19 protein-coding genes are annotated in these 15528 nt (G+C 35.4%); all 19 read left to right on the forward strand.

Annotated elements, in window-relative coordinates; genetic code table 11:
- The first annotated feature begins 14 nt into the window (after positions 1–14).
- The 19 genes from PHV78_02995 (at position 15) to PHV78_03085 (ending at position 15483) form a co-directional block, all read left to right on the forward strand.
- Positions 15–800, forward strand: a complete 786-nt coding sequence (locus PHV78_02995; GenBank protein ID MDD5396188.1) for a DUF3800 domain-containing protein — start codon at positions 15–17, stop codon at positions 798–800.
- Between the two features lie 84 nt (positions 801–884).
- Complete coding sequence (locus PHV78_03000; protein ID MDD5396189.1) at positions 885–1592, forward strand: ScpA family protein; 708 nt, start codon at positions 885–887, stop codon at positions 1590–1592.
- A 6-nt stretch (positions 1593–1598) separates the two neighbouring features.
- Positions 1599–2174: an SMC-Scp complex subunit ScpB gene (gene scpB, locus PHV78_03005; GenBank protein ID MDD5396190.1), complete on the forward strand. Its 576-nt coding sequence runs from the start codon at positions 1599–1601 to the stop codon at positions 2172–2174.
- A 6-nt stretch (positions 2175–2180) separates the two neighbouring features.
- Positions 2181–3026, forward strand: coding sequence for a hypothetical protein (locus tag PHV78_03010; protein ID MDD5396191.1), 846 nt, complete (start codon positions 2181–2183; stop codon positions 3024–3026).
- 2 nt (positions 3027–3028) lie between these two features.
- The gene (rsmI, locus tag PHV78_03015) at positions 3029–3694 is read left to right on the forward strand and encodes a 16S rRNA (cytidine(1402)-2'-O)-methyltransferase (GenBank protein MDD5396192.1); all 666 of its coding nucleotides are present in this window, start codon (positions 3029–3031) and stop codon (positions 3692–3694) included.
- A 23-nt stretch (positions 3695–3717) separates the two neighbouring features.
- Positions 3718–4143 carry a hypothetical protein gene (locus tag PHV78_03020; GenBank protein ID MDD5396193.1) on the forward strand — a complete coding sequence of 142 codons (426 nt, stop codon included), beginning with the start codon at positions 3718–3720 and terminating at the stop codon, positions 4141–4143.
- A 2-nt stretch (positions 4144–4145) separates the two neighbouring features.
- Positions 4146–5663 carry a methionine--tRNA ligase gene (metG, locus tag PHV78_03025; GenBank protein ID MDD5396194.1) on the forward strand — a complete coding sequence of 506 codons (1518 nt, stop codon included), beginning with the start codon at positions 4146–4148 and terminating at the stop codon, positions 5661–5663.
- A 28-nt stretch (positions 5664–5691) separates the two neighbouring features.
- On the forward strand, positions 5692–7590 hold the full coding sequence (locus tag PHV78_03030) for a hypothetical protein (protein MDD5396195.1): 1899 nt from the start codon (positions 5692–5694) through the stop codon (positions 7588–7590).
- Positions 7591–7599: 9 nt separating this feature from the next.
- Entirely contained in the window at positions 7600–7893 is a 294-nt protein-coding gene (locus tag PHV78_03035; GenBank protein ID MDD5396196.1) for a hypothetical protein, read from the forward strand.
- A gap of 97 nt (positions 7894–7990) precedes the next feature.
- Positions 7991–8500 (forward strand): CvpA family protein, encoded by a 510-nt coding sequence (locus tag PHV78_03040; GenBank protein ID MDD5396197.1) that lies wholly within the window; start codon positions 7991–7993, stop codon positions 8498–8500.
- A gap of 96 nt (positions 8501–8596) precedes the next feature.
- Entirely contained in the window at positions 8597–9049 is a 453-nt protein-coding gene (gene greA, locus PHV78_03045; protein MDD5396198.1) for a transcription elongation factor GreA, read from the forward strand.
- An 81-nt stretch (positions 9050–9130) separates the two neighbouring features.
- Positions 9131–10339 carry a MiaB/RimO family radical SAM methylthiotransferase gene (locus PHV78_03050; GenBank protein ID MDD5396199.1) on the forward strand — a complete coding sequence of 403 codons (1209 nt, stop codon included), beginning with the start codon at positions 9131–9133 and terminating at the stop codon, positions 10337–10339.
- A gap of 63 nt (positions 10340–10402) precedes the next feature.
- Entirely contained in the window at positions 10403–10738 is a 336-nt protein-coding gene (locus PHV78_03055) for a histidine triad nucleotide-binding protein (GenBank protein MDD5396200.1), read from the forward strand.
- Positions 10739–10768: 30 nt separating this feature from the next.
- A complete protein-coding gene (locus tag PHV78_03060) occupies positions 10769–11011 on the forward strand; it encodes a YtxH domain-containing protein (protein ID MDD5396201.1) in 243 nt (80 codons plus the stop codon).
- A gap of 33 nt (positions 11012–11044) precedes the next feature.
- Positions 11045–11251 carry a ferredoxin gene (locus tag PHV78_03065; GenBank protein MDD5396202.1) on the forward strand — a complete coding sequence of 69 codons (207 nt, stop codon included), beginning with the start codon at positions 11045–11047 and terminating at the stop codon, positions 11249–11251.
- A gap of 62 nt (positions 11252–11313) precedes the next feature.
- On the forward strand, positions 11314–13173 hold the full coding sequence (gene iorA / locus PHV78_03070) for an indolepyruvate ferredoxin oxidoreductase subunit alpha (GenBank protein ID MDD5396203.1): 1860 nt from the start codon (positions 11314–11316) through the stop codon (positions 13171–13173).
- Between the two features lie 78 nt (positions 13174–13251).
- The gene (locus PHV78_03075; protein ID MDD5396204.1) at positions 13252–13848 is read left to right on the forward strand and encodes an indolepyruvate oxidoreductase subunit beta; all 597 of its coding nucleotides are present in this window, start codon (positions 13252–13254) and stop codon (positions 13846–13848) included.
- A 4-nt stretch (positions 13849–13852) separates the two neighbouring features.
- Positions 13853–14725 (forward strand): 16S rRNA (adenine(1518)-N(6)/adenine(1519)-N(6))-dimethyltransferase RsmA, encoded by an 873-nt coding sequence (gene rsmA, locus PHV78_03080; protein MDD5396205.1) that lies wholly within the window; start codon positions 13853–13855, stop codon positions 14723–14725.
- Positions 14722–15483: a hypothetical protein gene (locus PHV78_03085; GenBank protein MDD5396206.1), complete on the forward strand. Its 762-nt coding sequence runs from the start codon at positions 14722–14724 to the stop codon at positions 15481–15483. The genes rsmA and PHV78_03085 overlap by 4 nt, the downstream gene beginning before the upstream one ends.
- The last annotated feature ends 45 nt before the right edge of the window (positions 15484–15528 follow it).

The raw sequence follows: 15528 nt of genomic DNA on the forward strand, positions 1-15528 counted from the left end.
AATTCAATATTTTTATGTTTAGACTTTTTGGCCGTAGCGACAAAGAACTTAAACTAGGTGACTATAAAAATATTTGGACAAAATTTTGTTTTCTTGATGAGAGCGGGAGCCTTAATGATACCAATGCGCCATTCTTCAGTGTCGGTCTGATTAAATGTTCCCAACCATATTATTTGAATAGTTTACTTACCTATAAAAGAAATGAAAAAAATTTCCACGATGAATTGAAATTTAATAAGTTGTCTCGTAAAAATATTAATTTTGCTAAATTAGCTCTAGAATGTTTTTTAAACACGAAGAGTATTTGGTTTTATTCTTATCTGGTAGATAAAAAAGGGGTTTATTTTCTTCATGAATTTGATTCTAACCCATGGATTGCGTATGAAGAGATATCAATTAAGTTAATTGAAGCAGCATTAGCTCCAAGCGAGATATTAATAGTTATTGCTGATCACGTAACTACTCCTCCGAATATTAAATATGAGGTTGATGTAAAGAAGAAAATTAATGAACAACATCAATGTTTGTCTGTGGCGGGAGTGTGTAGGATTGATTCAAGAGCCAACGACATGCTACAATTAGTTGATTTAATGATTGGTGCAATAAATTATGATTTAAAATTAAAGTCGAATTTAGTTAGTGGCGATAAGAATAAAATAGAGTTTCTTGAATATTTTAAAACTATTTTAGGGATTAAAGATTTTGTATGTGGTTTTAAAAATAAACAGTTTAATATTTTTGTAGATAAAGACGTTAAAAAAAGACCTTTTGGTCAAAATGAAAAAGAGCCATCGTCCTAACGGTCGACGCCCTTTTTCGATATAAAGATATTATAATATATATATATTAAAAGTCAATTAATTTTTCTGTGGATAACTTAGTTTATGGCTTATCAAGTTTCTTTAGACAAATTTTCCGGTCCGTTAGATTTGTTGTTACAACTAATCGAGAAAAACGAATTAGACATTATTGAATTATCGTTAGTTAATATTACTGATGAATTCGTTAAATACGTGGAAACGCTGGAAGAAATAAGACCTGAAGAGTTGGCTGATTTTTTAGTGATGTCGGCGCGGTTGCTTTTTTTAAAGTCTAACTTGCTTATGCCGGGACTATTGGACAAGGAAGAAGAGCCGGATAATTTAGTCAGTCAGTTAAAAATTTATCGCGAGTATTTCTTAGCCTCTAAAACAATTCAAAAAATATTAAATAAGAAAAATGTCGCCTTTAATCGCGATAAATTCCCGAGTGGCTTAGTTCAGCAAAGCTTTAGGCTAAAAACTAAAATTATGCCGGAGACATTAAAAAATTATTGCGAAAATGTTTTACAAGTCGTAGTTTCGCAAATTAAGTTAGCGCAAAAAACCTTGCGTAAAGTCATTTCTTTAAAAGAAAGAGTCGGTCAAATCATTAAATTATTATCCAGCCAAGCGGAATTAAAAGTCGGTTCGCTGTTTTCGAATAGGGCCGAAGCAGTGGTCACGTTTTTGGCAATTTTAGAATTAATTAAAGAGCGCCACGCGGACGCCGATCAGCCAGGATTATTCGAAGAAATAACCGTTACTCGTTGCGATTTAAATTTAAATAATTAAATTATTATGCTCAAATCTGCTATCGAAAATTTACTCTACATTGCGACGCGGCCGTTATCTTTTAAAGAAATTGCCAAAATTGTCGATCAAAAGCTTGGTGACGTTGAAGTGGCAATTAAAGAATTAATAGATGAATATAATTTAAAAGACGGCGGAATTAAAATTGCCCAAAATGGCAATCAGGTGCAGATGATTACCAATCCCAAACACACGGAAATGATACAAAAATTTTTAGGCGAAGAGGTGAGCGGCGAGTTAACGCCGGCTTCTATCGAGACCTTATCGATTGTCGCTTACCGCCAGCCGATTAGTCGCGAAGATCTAGAGCAAATTCGCGGCGTGAATTGTGCGATTATTTTACGCAATTTATTGATTCGCGGATTGGTAGAAGAAAACAAAGAAGCGGGAAAAGTTTTATATCGCTTAAGTTTGGATTTTATGAAACATTTAGGTGTGGCCGACGTAAAAGAATTGCCGGACTTTGAGCGATTAAACTCGATCAATATCGTGTCTACGTTGGAACCAATACAAAACGAGGTCAATATTGCGCCAGCTGTTGATGAATTTAATGGTTTAAAGTGATTTATTATGAAGAAATTTAATATTAACGCTTTTATGCCCCTGATTAAAGTTTGGGGTCAATATAAATCGCCCTGGGTTCCAGAAGGCGAGGAATTAAAAATTTTTGAAAAGTTTTTACGAAAAGCCCTCAAACAGCATCGAGATAAGCGCGTTTTAATTTTAGGGTCTACTCCTCAATTAAGAGATTTGGCCCATAAACTTGGAGCCGAAGTAACCGTAGTTGACGTATCGCTCGAGATGATGATCGGGCTTTCATATTTAATGAAATATAAAAAATTAGCAAATCAAGAAATATGGGTAAGACAAAACTGGCTTCAAGCGCCGCTAGAAAAGGGTTACTGGTCCATTGTTTTAGGAGACTGGGTTATTTGCAATATATCAAAGAAATTACAATCAACTTTTTCAGCTAAAATTAGCAGTTTGTTGACCTCAAAGGGATGTTTTATAACTAAAGCTTATTTTGTTTGGGACAAAAAAGTGACCGCCGATGAAGTAATTCAACGTTTTTTATCTAAGAACAACCCGTCTTTTCGAAATTATCAAGATTATTTTACAGAATTATTTTATACTCAGGCTAATCCAAAAACCTGGAATCATTCGGTTAATGATTTAAGGAGTGTATTAAGGCGTTTCGCTAAAAAATCTTCTAGTTTAAAAATTAAGGCGAAAATTTCTAAGCATTTAAAAATGTTAGATTATCTACTGGGCAGTGGCGATTTTGTCTGGGCCTGTCCCACAGAAAAAGCCGGAGAAAAAGTGTTCACCAAAAATTTTATTATAAAAAATAAACAATATTCCCGCGAACATCCATTTGGCAAGTATAACCCGATTTATCTATTCCAAAAGAAATAATTATGCTATACATTATTGCCACGCCGATAGGAAATTTAAAAGACATTACTCTTCGCGCTTTAGAAGTTTTTAAAGAAGTTGACTATATTTTATGCGAAGACACTAGAGTGACACAAAAATTATTAGCTCATTATCAAATTAGTAAACCATTGATTTCATATCATCAGCATTCACGATTGGCAAAAATAGATTATATTGTAAAATTATTAAAAGAAGGCAAGAATTTAGCCCTGGTTTCTGATGCCGGCACGCCGGGCATTTCTGATCCGGGCAATCAACTTATCCAATTACTAATTACCAATTACAAATTACCAATTACCGTTATTCCTATTCCCGGACCGAGCGCGGCCATTGCCGCTTTGTCTATCTCTGGATTCTCGACTGACCGATTTATGTTTTTAGGTTTTCCGCCACACAAAAAGGGGAGGCAAAAATTTCTTAAAGAGGTTGGCGTTGCCAAAGAAACGGTGGTTTTTTACGAATCAACTCATCGGATTGAAAAACTTTTAAATGAATTAATGACAATGGACGATAAATTGAATATGGTTGTAGCTCGAGAGTTGACTAAAAAATTCGAAACTATTTATCGCGGCACGCCGAGCGAAATTTTAGAACAAATAAAAAACGACGACAAAAGAGGAGAGTTTGTGGTCGTTATTGGTAAATAAATTTTAATTTAAGACCATTGTCTATGCCGATGAATCTTCCTTTAGAGATACAAAAAATCGTAGAGAACTTAGAATCAGTAAATGATAAGGAAGAATATTTAAAGAGAGTATATGCTATTTTAATAGATAAGTATCATGGTTCTCGTTTAAAATTTATAACACGCCTTTGGGAGTTATTTGATTCTAATATAGATGGGTTGTGGAGAAAAAATGGTTTTATTTATTGCACGCAAACAAACCGTCTTCTTAAGGTTATTCTTGTTGCTAGTAAATTTTTTAATAAAGAGGACATTAGGTTTAGATGGACGCTGACCTGGTATATTGTCCCGCATCAATATGCGGTGGTTAAAATTAATGATAATAAATATATAAATGTTGATATCTGGGCAAATATTTTTGGCATTGAATTCGGCGATTTTGCCCATGGTTTTCATCAATCTAGTAAATAATCATGAACAAAAAATTTTACATTACTACTCCGATTTATTACGCTAATGCTGATCCGCATATCGGCGGCGCTTATACTACCGTAGCGGCCGACGTTTTGGCGCGTTATCACCGCTCAAAAGGCGAAGAGGTTTTCTTTTTAACTGGTACCGACGAACATGGAGCTAAAATTGCTGAAGCCGCGGCTAAAGAAAAAAAATCGCCCAAGGAGTTTAGTGACCAAATCGCCGCCAAATACCAATTATTATGGGATGAGTTACAAATTTCTCATGATAATTTTATTCGCACCACCGATCCGCATCACGAAAAAGTCGTCGCCAGCATTGTTCAAGCGCTCCATGACAAAGGATTCATCATCAAAGGAGCTTATTCTGGACTTTATTGTGTTGGTTGCGAACAATATTATACCGAAAAAGAATTGGTTGACGGCAAATGTCCGCTTCATCTTAAGGAACCAATTCAACTTTCTGAAGATTGTTATTTTTTCAAATTATCAGCCTTTCAAGAACCTCTACTGAAATTAATCGATAGCGGTGAATGGGTTATTGAACCGAAAGAACGGCGAAATGAAGTTATGGGATTTTTAAAAAGTGAAAAATTACAGGACCTTGCTGTTTCGCGCGCTAAAGCCAAAATGAACTGGGGCATTACCTTGCCCTGGGACGAGAGCCAAGTGCTTTATGTTTGGGTTGATGCGCTGCTTAATTATCTGACCGGTTTAAAATGGGATGGCAGTTTTAAAAGAATATCCAGATTTTGGCCGCCAGACGTGCAATTGATGGGCAAAGATATTCTAAGATTTCATGCCGTGATTTGGCCAGCTGTGCTTTTGGCGCTTGAGATTGCTCTGCCCAAAAAATTATTCATCCACGGATATTTTACCATTAACGGTCAAAAGATGAGTAAGTCTTTGGGCAACGTCATCGATCCTTATCAATTGACTAAAACTTTCGGATTTGATGCGGCCAGATATTTATTACTAAGTTTATTTCCTTTTGGCGCCGATGGCGACATTTCCATGGAAAAATTTTACGATAAATATAATTCTAATTTATCGAGCGGTTTGGGTAATCTGGTTTCGCGAGTCATTACTTTAACAAAAAAATATCAAGGCCAATATCAATTTACCGAAAATAAGCAATTTTCCGAAAAAATTGAGCAAGTTTGGCAAAAATATGATGAGGCTTTGAATAATTTAGCCTTTGAAGCGGCCATTAACCAGATTCATGATTTTGCTTCATTTTGCGATAAATACGTGGAAAGCCAAAAGCCCTGGGAACTTGCCAAAACCGATATTGACAAATTCAAAAAAACCATGTACAATCTAATAGAAGGACTGAGACAGTTATCTTGGCTGGTAAAACCATTTATGCCTGAAATTAGCCAGAAAATAACCGAGGCGCTTAATTTAAAATTTGAAAATCAAGAAGACCTGGAAGCTGTTAAAGATTGGGGGCAGGTCAGAGTTTATCGGGTTGGTAATATAAAACCATTATTTCCGCGCTTAGAAAAGGTTAGTTAGCATAAATAATTAACTAAATTATTATTTTATGTCTGAACAAACACAACGACCAGAGGAAGAAAATCAGGCAACCGAATCGGCTAATGAAATACCGCAATTTAATATCGAAGCCACAATTGACAGAGAGCCTGCCTTTGCGGATTTTTTAGCTAAATTCGAAGACAGCGAAGAATTAATCGAGCAAGGCGACAGTGAAAGGCTTGAACGCAGATATAAATTATTTAAATCAAAAAAAGAAACAATTAGCGGAATTGCTTCTATGTTAAGCAAAGAAGTTTCCGCTGATTTAGGTTTAAGTTTAAGAGACAGAGATGTGGCTGCTTCTATAGAAAAAACATTTGATGAACTGCTTAGTCAGGGGCCAGAAGGATTGGAACGGGCCGAACAAATTGTTGTACAATATACGGAATATTGTCGTTTGCAATCAGATATTACCAGAGGAGAGCAAGCTTTAAGACAATTAGGTGGTGAAGAAAGAGCCGATCAAATAGTTGATCAAAAGGCTGAAATGGAGAAAAAATTAAAAAAGAAAGAAGCCGGCCTGGATAAAGGATTTTTGTTTTTTGCTCCTTCGGCCAAAGAAAAAGCAAAGCGGCAGGTCGTTATAGATGAGTTAAGAAAGAAAATAGATGCAGCCGGAAGCATCGAAGCTTTGCGGGTTGCTAAGGCTGACATTGCGTCGGGCCTAGAGACTTTTAAAAGAACCATCATTGAAGACGTACCTACTATTGGCCAAGGTATAGTGGAGATGGTCAGACAAAGAGTAGCCACAGAATTAGAAATTAGGCCGGACGACGAAACAACCGCTACTACCGCACTAGAAAAACAACAAAAATTTTTAGATAGAATCCGCACAATTAGAGATTCTTCCGATGCGCGTTTTACTCTAGTTAGTCAAATGCTTGGTCAGGAACAGGTTAAAATTGATAACATTTTCGGTATTGAGCGGCAGATAAGAGACAAACAACATGAAATAGACCTAAACAGGGAATCTTTGGAAGCATGGCAGAGATATTTGGATGGGAAAAGAGAAGATCGCTCTAGGAAAGAAGATGATAAGAAATCGCTTGAAGCATCTTTGGCCACTCACAGGGAAGAACTTTCACAAATTGATGATCAGGAAAATGTGTGCATACAGAAGGAAAATAAATTAATAGCCGATGCTACTGATTTAAAAAAATTTATTGAGGTTCTCGAATTATTCCAAAGTAACAATGCGGAGCAGGCTGTTTCTTTATATGAAAGATTGAGCAAAGAACCAGGGGAATACTCTCTGTTGCGCGATATTCGCTTGGGAGCTAATAAAGATGAGTTAGTTTTGCATGGCGGAGCCGTTCTTACGAAAAACGATGTTGGGAATGTTATTGAAAGAAGCAAACAAAACTTAGAAAGTGTATTAGTAGGGCAACGGGAAAATACCGAAGCGCACACAAAACTTCTTGAAAAAAGAGAACAATTAAACAAGGTCATCGGCGAAGAAAGCGGACAAATCGACCTTCTTAATGGTGAAATTGAGATTATTAACCAAGATATTGACGCAAGAGCTGAGCTACCAAGAAAAATAGGAGAAGAAATAGCAAAAAGTGAACGCGAATTAGAAGATTTAAAAATAGTTCGCCAAGAGACAATTAGCAGGGAGAAGCCGATTAATATAGATGATATCGAAACCAGATTAAATCGACAAATAGAAGATGCTGTAAAAAGAGAGATAGAGAAAGCCGTGATTGCAACCGTAAAGCTAAATACGCCAACATCATTAGAGAAAGCGTTATTTAAAATAATTAATCGATCAAAGGTTGGTTCGCTAGATACTGATCAGGCCAAAGAAATGCTGGGCGATGCTTTGAGGGCTTTATTAAAGGGCAATAAGGTCGAGAAATCTAAAAGAATTTTATTGACGATAATTATTAAAAAACATTTCTCTTAATAAAATTTTATGAGCAATATAAACGTTGAACAATTGGAAAAATTATTAGCCGAGGGCAAGCAGGAAGAGGTAAAAAATTTATTACAAGATTATTTATCCCAAGACTTATCCGAAGCAGACAAGGGCTCGACTTATTTAAACTTAGCTTCAATTTATATGCAAGTAGTGAATAAATTTAATAAGCGATACTTGGATAGTTTAAATAACGCCATTGAGGCCATTAAAGATATTAATCGAGAAGGTCAGGTAATTGATGATAAGGCGGCACTATCGATAGCGCGAGCAAAAATTAAAGCATCTTAAAAATTAATTTATGATGATTTTTTCCGCCAAACCTGCCTATCGGCAGGCAGAGGCGGACCAGCCTATGGCTGGGATTTATAAATTTTGATTTATTGTTATGATGATTTTTGACTTAGTACTCCTTCTAATTTTATTTGGGTTTGTTTGGTTTGGATTTTGGCTGGGATTGATTCATGTTATCGGTGGGATTTTGGGCGTGATTATCGCTTCGTTTTTGTCGACCCGATGGTATGATTTTGTCGCTCATAAATTATTATTTTTATTTGGCAACAATTTAAATCTGTCGCGTATTATTTGTTTTATAGTTTTATTTATTGTTATCTGGCGCTTAGTCAGTTTATTATTTAATTTTTTGAATCGCGTTTTCAACTGGTTAACTTTTATTCCATTTTTAAAAACTATCAATCGCTTAGCCGGGGCTATCTTTGGGCTGCTTGAAGGCGCGCTAATTTTAGGAATAATTTTATTTTTCTTGTCCAAATTTCCGATTTGGGGACTGTCAAACATGATCAGCTCTTCTACTACCGCCCAATTTTTAATGAAAATCGCTAAAATTCTGTGGCCCTTATTGCCTCTGGGCCTAAAAAAACTCCAAGAAATAAAATAAAAGGTGGTGGATAATTTTCTTGACGTAAGGTGGTTTTTCTATATAATTAATTAATCGGTGTAAGGCCGATTTTGTTGTTATTTTAGGACAAATTTTATGACTCATATTACTAAAAAAGAGCTGGAAAAGCTAAAAAAAGAGCTAGAAACGCGAACAACTAAAACAAGGCAAGAAATTGCCGAAATGATGCGTACAGCCAAAGACCAGGGAGATTTAAGCGAAAATGCCGAATATTTTGAGGCGCGCGAAAATCAATGGGAGAATGACAACAGGATCAATGAGTTACAACAGATAATTAGTGAGGCTGAAATCGTTGAAGAAAGGCGAGGCGGCGGTAAGATTGATGTTGGTAGTACGGTTAAATTAAAATCGGCTTCCGGGATCGTTGTTTTTACTATTGTCAGCCCAGAGGGAGTTGATCTGGATAAAAAAATGATTTCCTTTCAATCTCCTTTGGGCCAGGCCTTAATGGGTAAAAAAACTAGTGACGAAATAGAAATTACTGCGCCAAAAGGTAAAATAAAATACAAAATCATAGAAGTAAAATAAATAAAGTAAAATATTATAAAAACGGGCTGCTCGGCCCGTTTTTTAATTGACAATAAGCCAAATTTTTATAAAATAAATTACATGAAAATATGTTTTATAACCTTTGGCTGTAAATTGAATCAATCGGAAAGTTTTTCTTGGCAAGATAAATTGTCCGGAAAAAAGATACAAGTTGTTACCGAACAACAAAATCCTGATTTAATAATTGTCAACGCTTGTTCGGTGACGCTTAAGGCAGAGCGAGAATTACGTCAAAAAGTAAATCAATTAAAAAGAAAATTTCCCCGGGCAGAATTGATATTAACTGGCTGTTTTTTGTTTCCTCCAAAAATTGTTAGAGTCTTATCCAGAGATAAAATGGCTAGTTTTATTGATAAACTAGCGAAACAATATTTAACTACTGGCGAAAAGTATAAAAGTTTATGCCGGACCAGAACTTTTATAAAAATTCAAGATGGGTGTAATAATTTTTGCGCTTATTGCATTGTGCCATATTTGCGCGGGCGTATTTATAGCCGCTCAATTTCGGAAATTATCAATGAAATAAGAAAGCGGGAAACGCAAGGCTGCCAGGAAATAGTTTTAGTTGGTACAGATTTGCAAAAATTCAAGGATAGAAACAATAATTTAATTGATTTATTAAATAAAATCTTGTCAGAAACAAAAATTAATCGTATTCGCATCTCTTCGCTTTGGCCAACGGCGATAAAACAACGATTAATAAATTTAATGAAAAATAATTCTAGAATTTGTCCGCACTTACATTTATCAATGCAGTCAGGCAGCAATGAGATATTAAAAGTTATGGGTCGGCCTTATCAGGCTAGTCAAATTCTAAATTTAATTAAACAAGCAAAGAAAATAAAAAATCTATCTTTAACGGCAGATTTAATAGTCGGATTCCCCGGAGAAACTAAAAAAGATTTTTTAAAAACCGTTAATTTTGTTAAAAAGGCCGGATTATTGAAAGTTCATGTCTTCAAGTATTCGCCCCGACCGGGTACTAAGGCCGCTAAAATGACAAATCAAGTTTTAGATGCCATCAAAACAGCCAGAAGCCAAGAATTGAAAGAGGTAAGCGACTTAATTTCTAAAAAATTTAAGAATAAGTACATTAGCAAAGTGATGCGGGTTTTATTTGAAGCTAAAAGGGATGGTTATTGGAGTGGTTTTACTGATAATTATCTGCGCGTTTATGTGCCCAGCCGAGTTCAATTAACCAATCAGTTTGTGGAGGTAAAGTTAACGAGCTTATTTAAAGATGGCTATCGCGCCAAAGTCGTAAAATAATCCCCAAAATGCTTGTATTTTTATTTATTTGCTTTATAATATAAGTGATATAAATCATTTTTTATGTGTATTTTTTGCCAAATCATTAATAAAGAAATTCCAAAAGATTTTATTTTTGCCGACGATCAGTTGGTGGCATTTAATGATTTGCATCCATCTGCTCCAATTCACATTCTAATTGTGTCAAAAAAACATATTGACAGTATTGCTACTTTAAAAGAAGAAGACATAAATCTTATTGGAAATATGATTTGGCGAGCCAAAGTTTTGGCCGAAGAAAAGGGGATTGCTAAGAGCGGTTATAAATTAATTTTCAATTGCGGCGAAGACGGCGGACAAATCATACAGCATATTCATCTTCATTTGCTTGGCGGCGAGAAGGTTAAATGTATAGTTTAATTTAACAATTAATTTTTTAATTTTAATCTTATGTCTTTCAAAAGAACAATAAAAGCAGGATTTTTTGGCGCTTTAGCTGGAATTATTGCCGGACTTTTCTTGGCGAAAAAATCAGGCAAAGAATTAAAAGAAGATCTTAAGGTAAAGGGAGAAGAATTAAAAAGCAAGGCCGGTGAAATTGCCGAGACCATGGAAACTAAGGCCAAAGAAACCATCGAAGAAGTTAAAAAAGATCTTAGTGATGAATCGCGAGACGATCGATTACAAAAATAATTGGCAATTATTTTAATTGGTTAAATCATTTTTATGCCAAAGTTTATAGTCAAAGTGGACGAGGGTAAGTGTATTGGCTGTGGGAGTTGCGTAGCCGTTTGTCCGGATAATTTTGAATTGAAAGAAAACGGCCGTTCCCACGCGCTCCAAGAAGAAGTAGATGATCTAGGCTGCAATCAAATAGCGGCCGAAAGTTGTCCGGTTCAGGCAATCACGGTTGAACCATCAAGCGCCTCGTAAAAAATTTTTAAATTAATGTTTATTTTTAGAAATAGTAATTTTTCTTTGGCATTTTTTAAATTATGCAAATTAATAATTCAAAGATAAAACAAGCTCTTTTGTCCGGGAATGAAGCGGTGGTAAGAGGCGCCTTAGAAGCTGGCGTTAATTTTGCGACCACTTATCCTGGTACGCCGGCCTCGGAAATTGGCGATATTTTCGCTAAAATATCAAAAGAATCGAACTTTTATTTTGAATATAGTACTAACGAAAAGATTGCCCTAGAAGCTGCCTCTGGTGCAGCTTTTTCTGGTTTAAAATCAATTGTTTCGATGAAGCATTATGGTCTTAACGTCGCTCTTGATAGTTTACTGCCGCTCATTTATTTAGAGTGTCCATTAGTAGTTGTTATTTCTGACGATCCGGGTTCGTGGAGTTCAATTCAATCAGAACAAGACAGCCGTTGGTTTTCACGATTAGGCCATTTACCAACTCTTGAACCGGCTGATAGTCAAGAAGCGCTGGACATGACCAAGTTTGCTTTTGAATTTACTCAAAAATATAAAATACCAATTTTGATCAGGCTAACTACCAGAGTTTGTCATTCCCGAAGTTTGGTAAAATGCAATTCCATTTCCATAGAAAACAAAATCGGCAAATATATAAAAAAAGAATTTAGCGTAGGCACGGCAGTTACGCTCGAGCGGCATAAAAATTTATTTCTTAAAACCAGGAAGCTGCAAGATGATTTTAATAAAAATAATCAGTTTAATTTTATTAAAAACGGCCATGATAGAAAATTAGGAATTGTTACTTCAGGGGTTTCTTATTGTTACGTTAGGGAAATTTTAGAAAATTTAAATTTGGACTTACCGATACTTAAAATCGGATTTAGTTATCCGATTTTTAAAAATAAATATAAAGAATTTTTTGGCCAAGTTAATGAAATTTTGATAGTAGAAGAATTAAATCCGGTTTTAGAAAGAGAGGCGCGTCGTTTGCTGCAAGAATTTGGCTTAACTAAAAAAGTTTATGGCAAAGATTTATTGCCTGGCGTTGGCGAATTAAAACCAGAATATGTTTTACAAGCCATTTCTAATATTTTAAAGTTGCCATTGCCGCAAGATTTATTAAATCAACAAAAAGAATTTGCTGAATTATCTATTGCGCCGCGTCCGCCAATTCTTTGCGCCGGCTGTCCGCACCGTTCAACTTTTTGGATGATCAAAAAGGCTGTTGGCGATCAGGCTGTTTTTGGCGGCGATATCGGTTGTTATTTAATCGGCGCTTTGCCGCCATTTAAATTAGCCGATTATATTGTTTCTATGGGCGCGGGCATGGGCATTTCCCATGGTGTGGCCAAGGCTACTGGGCAAAAACCCGTTATTTTCATTGGTGATAGCACCTTTTTCCACGCCGGCATTCCGAGCCTGATTAATATGGTTTATAACCAGTCAGATGTTTTGGTGGTGATTTTAGACAACAGAATCACGGCCATGACTGGTCATCAGCCTAATCCGGGCGTCGGTTTAACTGGTCAAGGAGAATCGACTAAGGCATTAAAAATAGAAGAAATAGTTAAGGCTTGCGAAGTTGATAATTTAGAAATCATCAATACTTTTAATATTAAAGAGTCGCTGGAAAAAATAAAAAAAGCTTACGCGGCTAAAGGAGTCTCCGTGGTTATCGCCAAGGGTGAATGCCGATTATTAACGGTCAGAAGATTAACGCAAAAAAATATCAATGTTCCAAAATTCGACATTACCGGAGATAGTGACTTTTCAGAATTTAATAATTTTAAATGTCCAGCCATTCGTCGGAATGAAGGTGGTAAATATTATATTGATCAAAATACTTGTTGGGGTTGTGCGGTTTGCGGACAAATTTATCCCGGTAAAATTCACCCCACCACCAAATCAAAAAACCTTAAGATTTATTTTTAGATTATCTAAAATATTTATCCAAACACAAAATATGAATTAGAATCATATTTGGTGAGGGGGCTAAACCCAATTTAAATAATGGAAAATCTTAACGATAAGAAATTTTTTAACGTCATTATCTCTGGCTATGGCGGGCAGGGTGTTTTGACATTGGCAGAGATTTTAGCCAATGCGGCTCAATTAGCCGATTATGACGTTAAGCAGGCTGAGCTACATGGTTTGGCTCAGCGCGGCGGATCACTGGAATGTCATTTGCGGTTCGGTAAAAAAATTATTTCACCGCTAATAAGACAGGCTGACGCAGATATTATTATTGGTTTAGAATTATTAGAAACATTGCGTGCCTGTTATTATGCTAATAAAAATAAAACGATAATTTTAACTAATAATAAATATTTTAATCCCGATCCTTGCGCAAAAGACAACGGTGAGAGTGAAAAAATAAAAAAAGAAATAGAAAAATTTTCATGTGTGTTGCACTCAATTCCCGCCGATAAAATTTTAAAAGAAAATAATTTGAGTTTATCATTGATTAACACTTTTATGTTGGGCTTTTTAGTTAAGGAGAATGCCTTACCGATAAAAAAAGAATTGATTTGGCGAGCAATTAGCGAAAAGATAAAGCCGGAATTCTTGGATAAAAACGAAAAAGTATTTAATTTAGCTCAACAATAACTTGATGTCATTATTATCGGATACAAAAAATTATTGTTCAGCCTATAGCTTAAAGCCGCGGCGGGAAAGAGGGCAGAATTTTTTAATAAACCCTTTGATTTATAGGCAAATTATTGAAGCGGCTGATATTCAAAGAGATGATACAGTTTTAGAGATTGGCCCAGGTTTGGGTTATTTGACGGAGCTATTAGCCGAACGGTCAGGAAGGGTGGTTGCCGTAGAAATTGATAAAAATTTACTGACCATTTTAAGACAAAAATTTACTTACAGTAAAAACATAGAATTAGTCGGCGATGATGCGCTGAAAATTAATTTAGAAAAATTAAAATTAAAAAATTATAAATTAGTTGCCAACTTACCGTATAATATTACCGGCGCAATCTTAAGAAAGTTTTTAGATAGCGACAGGAAACCAAAATCATTAATTCTGATGTTGCAGAAAGAAGTGGCGCAAAGAATTATCAGCTTACCGCCGAAAGAAAATTTATTATCGCTCATGGTGCAATTCTATGGACGGCCTAAAATAGTAAAAATAGTTTCAAAAAATAATTTTTGGCCCAAACCAAAAATTGACAGCGCTATTATTAAAATTACTACTACAAATCAAGAATCAAATACCCTGGTCCGTCCCGTTTGCTGGACGAACGGGTCTAGGACGAATAGACAAATTGACAAAAAGAAATTTTTTAGTTTATTACGAGCGGGATTTTGTTCGCCGAGAAAATATTTAATTAGTAATTTAATAAAACAAGAAATTTTTTCTCGCACCGACGGAGAAAGTGTCTGGCGAGAGTTAAAATTTAATCCCAAGGTTAGAGCTCAGGAATTATCTTTGGAACAATGGGAAAAATTATTTAAGCTCTCATTGCTTTTATGAATAAAAAATCGGCTAAAACAAATTTTTTATTAATCGGTCTAATTGGTTTGACCCTAATTTTTATTGTTGGCAGTTATTTTGAATTTAAAAGCTTAATCAGAGGACCATTTGAAAAAAACAAGACAAAACAAGCGAGCGTAGACGTTGAAAATTTATTGATTCAAGCGCAAACTACCGACACGGATAGTGACGGTTTAACCGATTTTCAAGAACAATATGTTTATAAAACCTCGGCTTATTTAGCCGATTCTGATAGCGACGGATATTTTGATGCTGATGAAATTTTGGCCACAAGTAATCCTTTAGATCCGCAATCAACACCTTTAAACAAACAAAGTTCGAAGACAAATCTAGAGCAAACGTTTCAAAATTTACAACAAAATCAAGAATTAAATCAGCCAGACATGTCACCACAAGAAATCCGAGATTTGCTAATAAATAAAGGGGGTTTAAGCCAAGACGTTGTGGATAAACTGGATGACAAAACGTTAATTCAGCTTTATAATGAGACTAAGGCGGAAACTGGTATAAATCCAAAATCCGCCGAGCAAAATCAACAAGATCAATCCCAACAATCGACGACTTCATTGGCCGGCGCTAGTTTATCTGCTGACCAAATTACCGCTTTACAAGCTTTAACTCCCCAGGAGATTAGGCAATTATTAATTTCCGGAGGCATGAACGCCGATGAATTAAATAAAATCGACGATCAAGCTCTTCAAATAATTTTTTTACAAACACTAAGCGAGCAGAAATAGAAATATCATTAGAGGCTGGTAATTAGAAATTAATTGATTTGTATA

The organism is Patescibacteria group bacterium, assembly GCA_028715115.1.
Lineage (GTDB): Bacteria > Patescibacteriota > Patescibacteriia > UBA2591 > UBA4787 > JAQUSN01.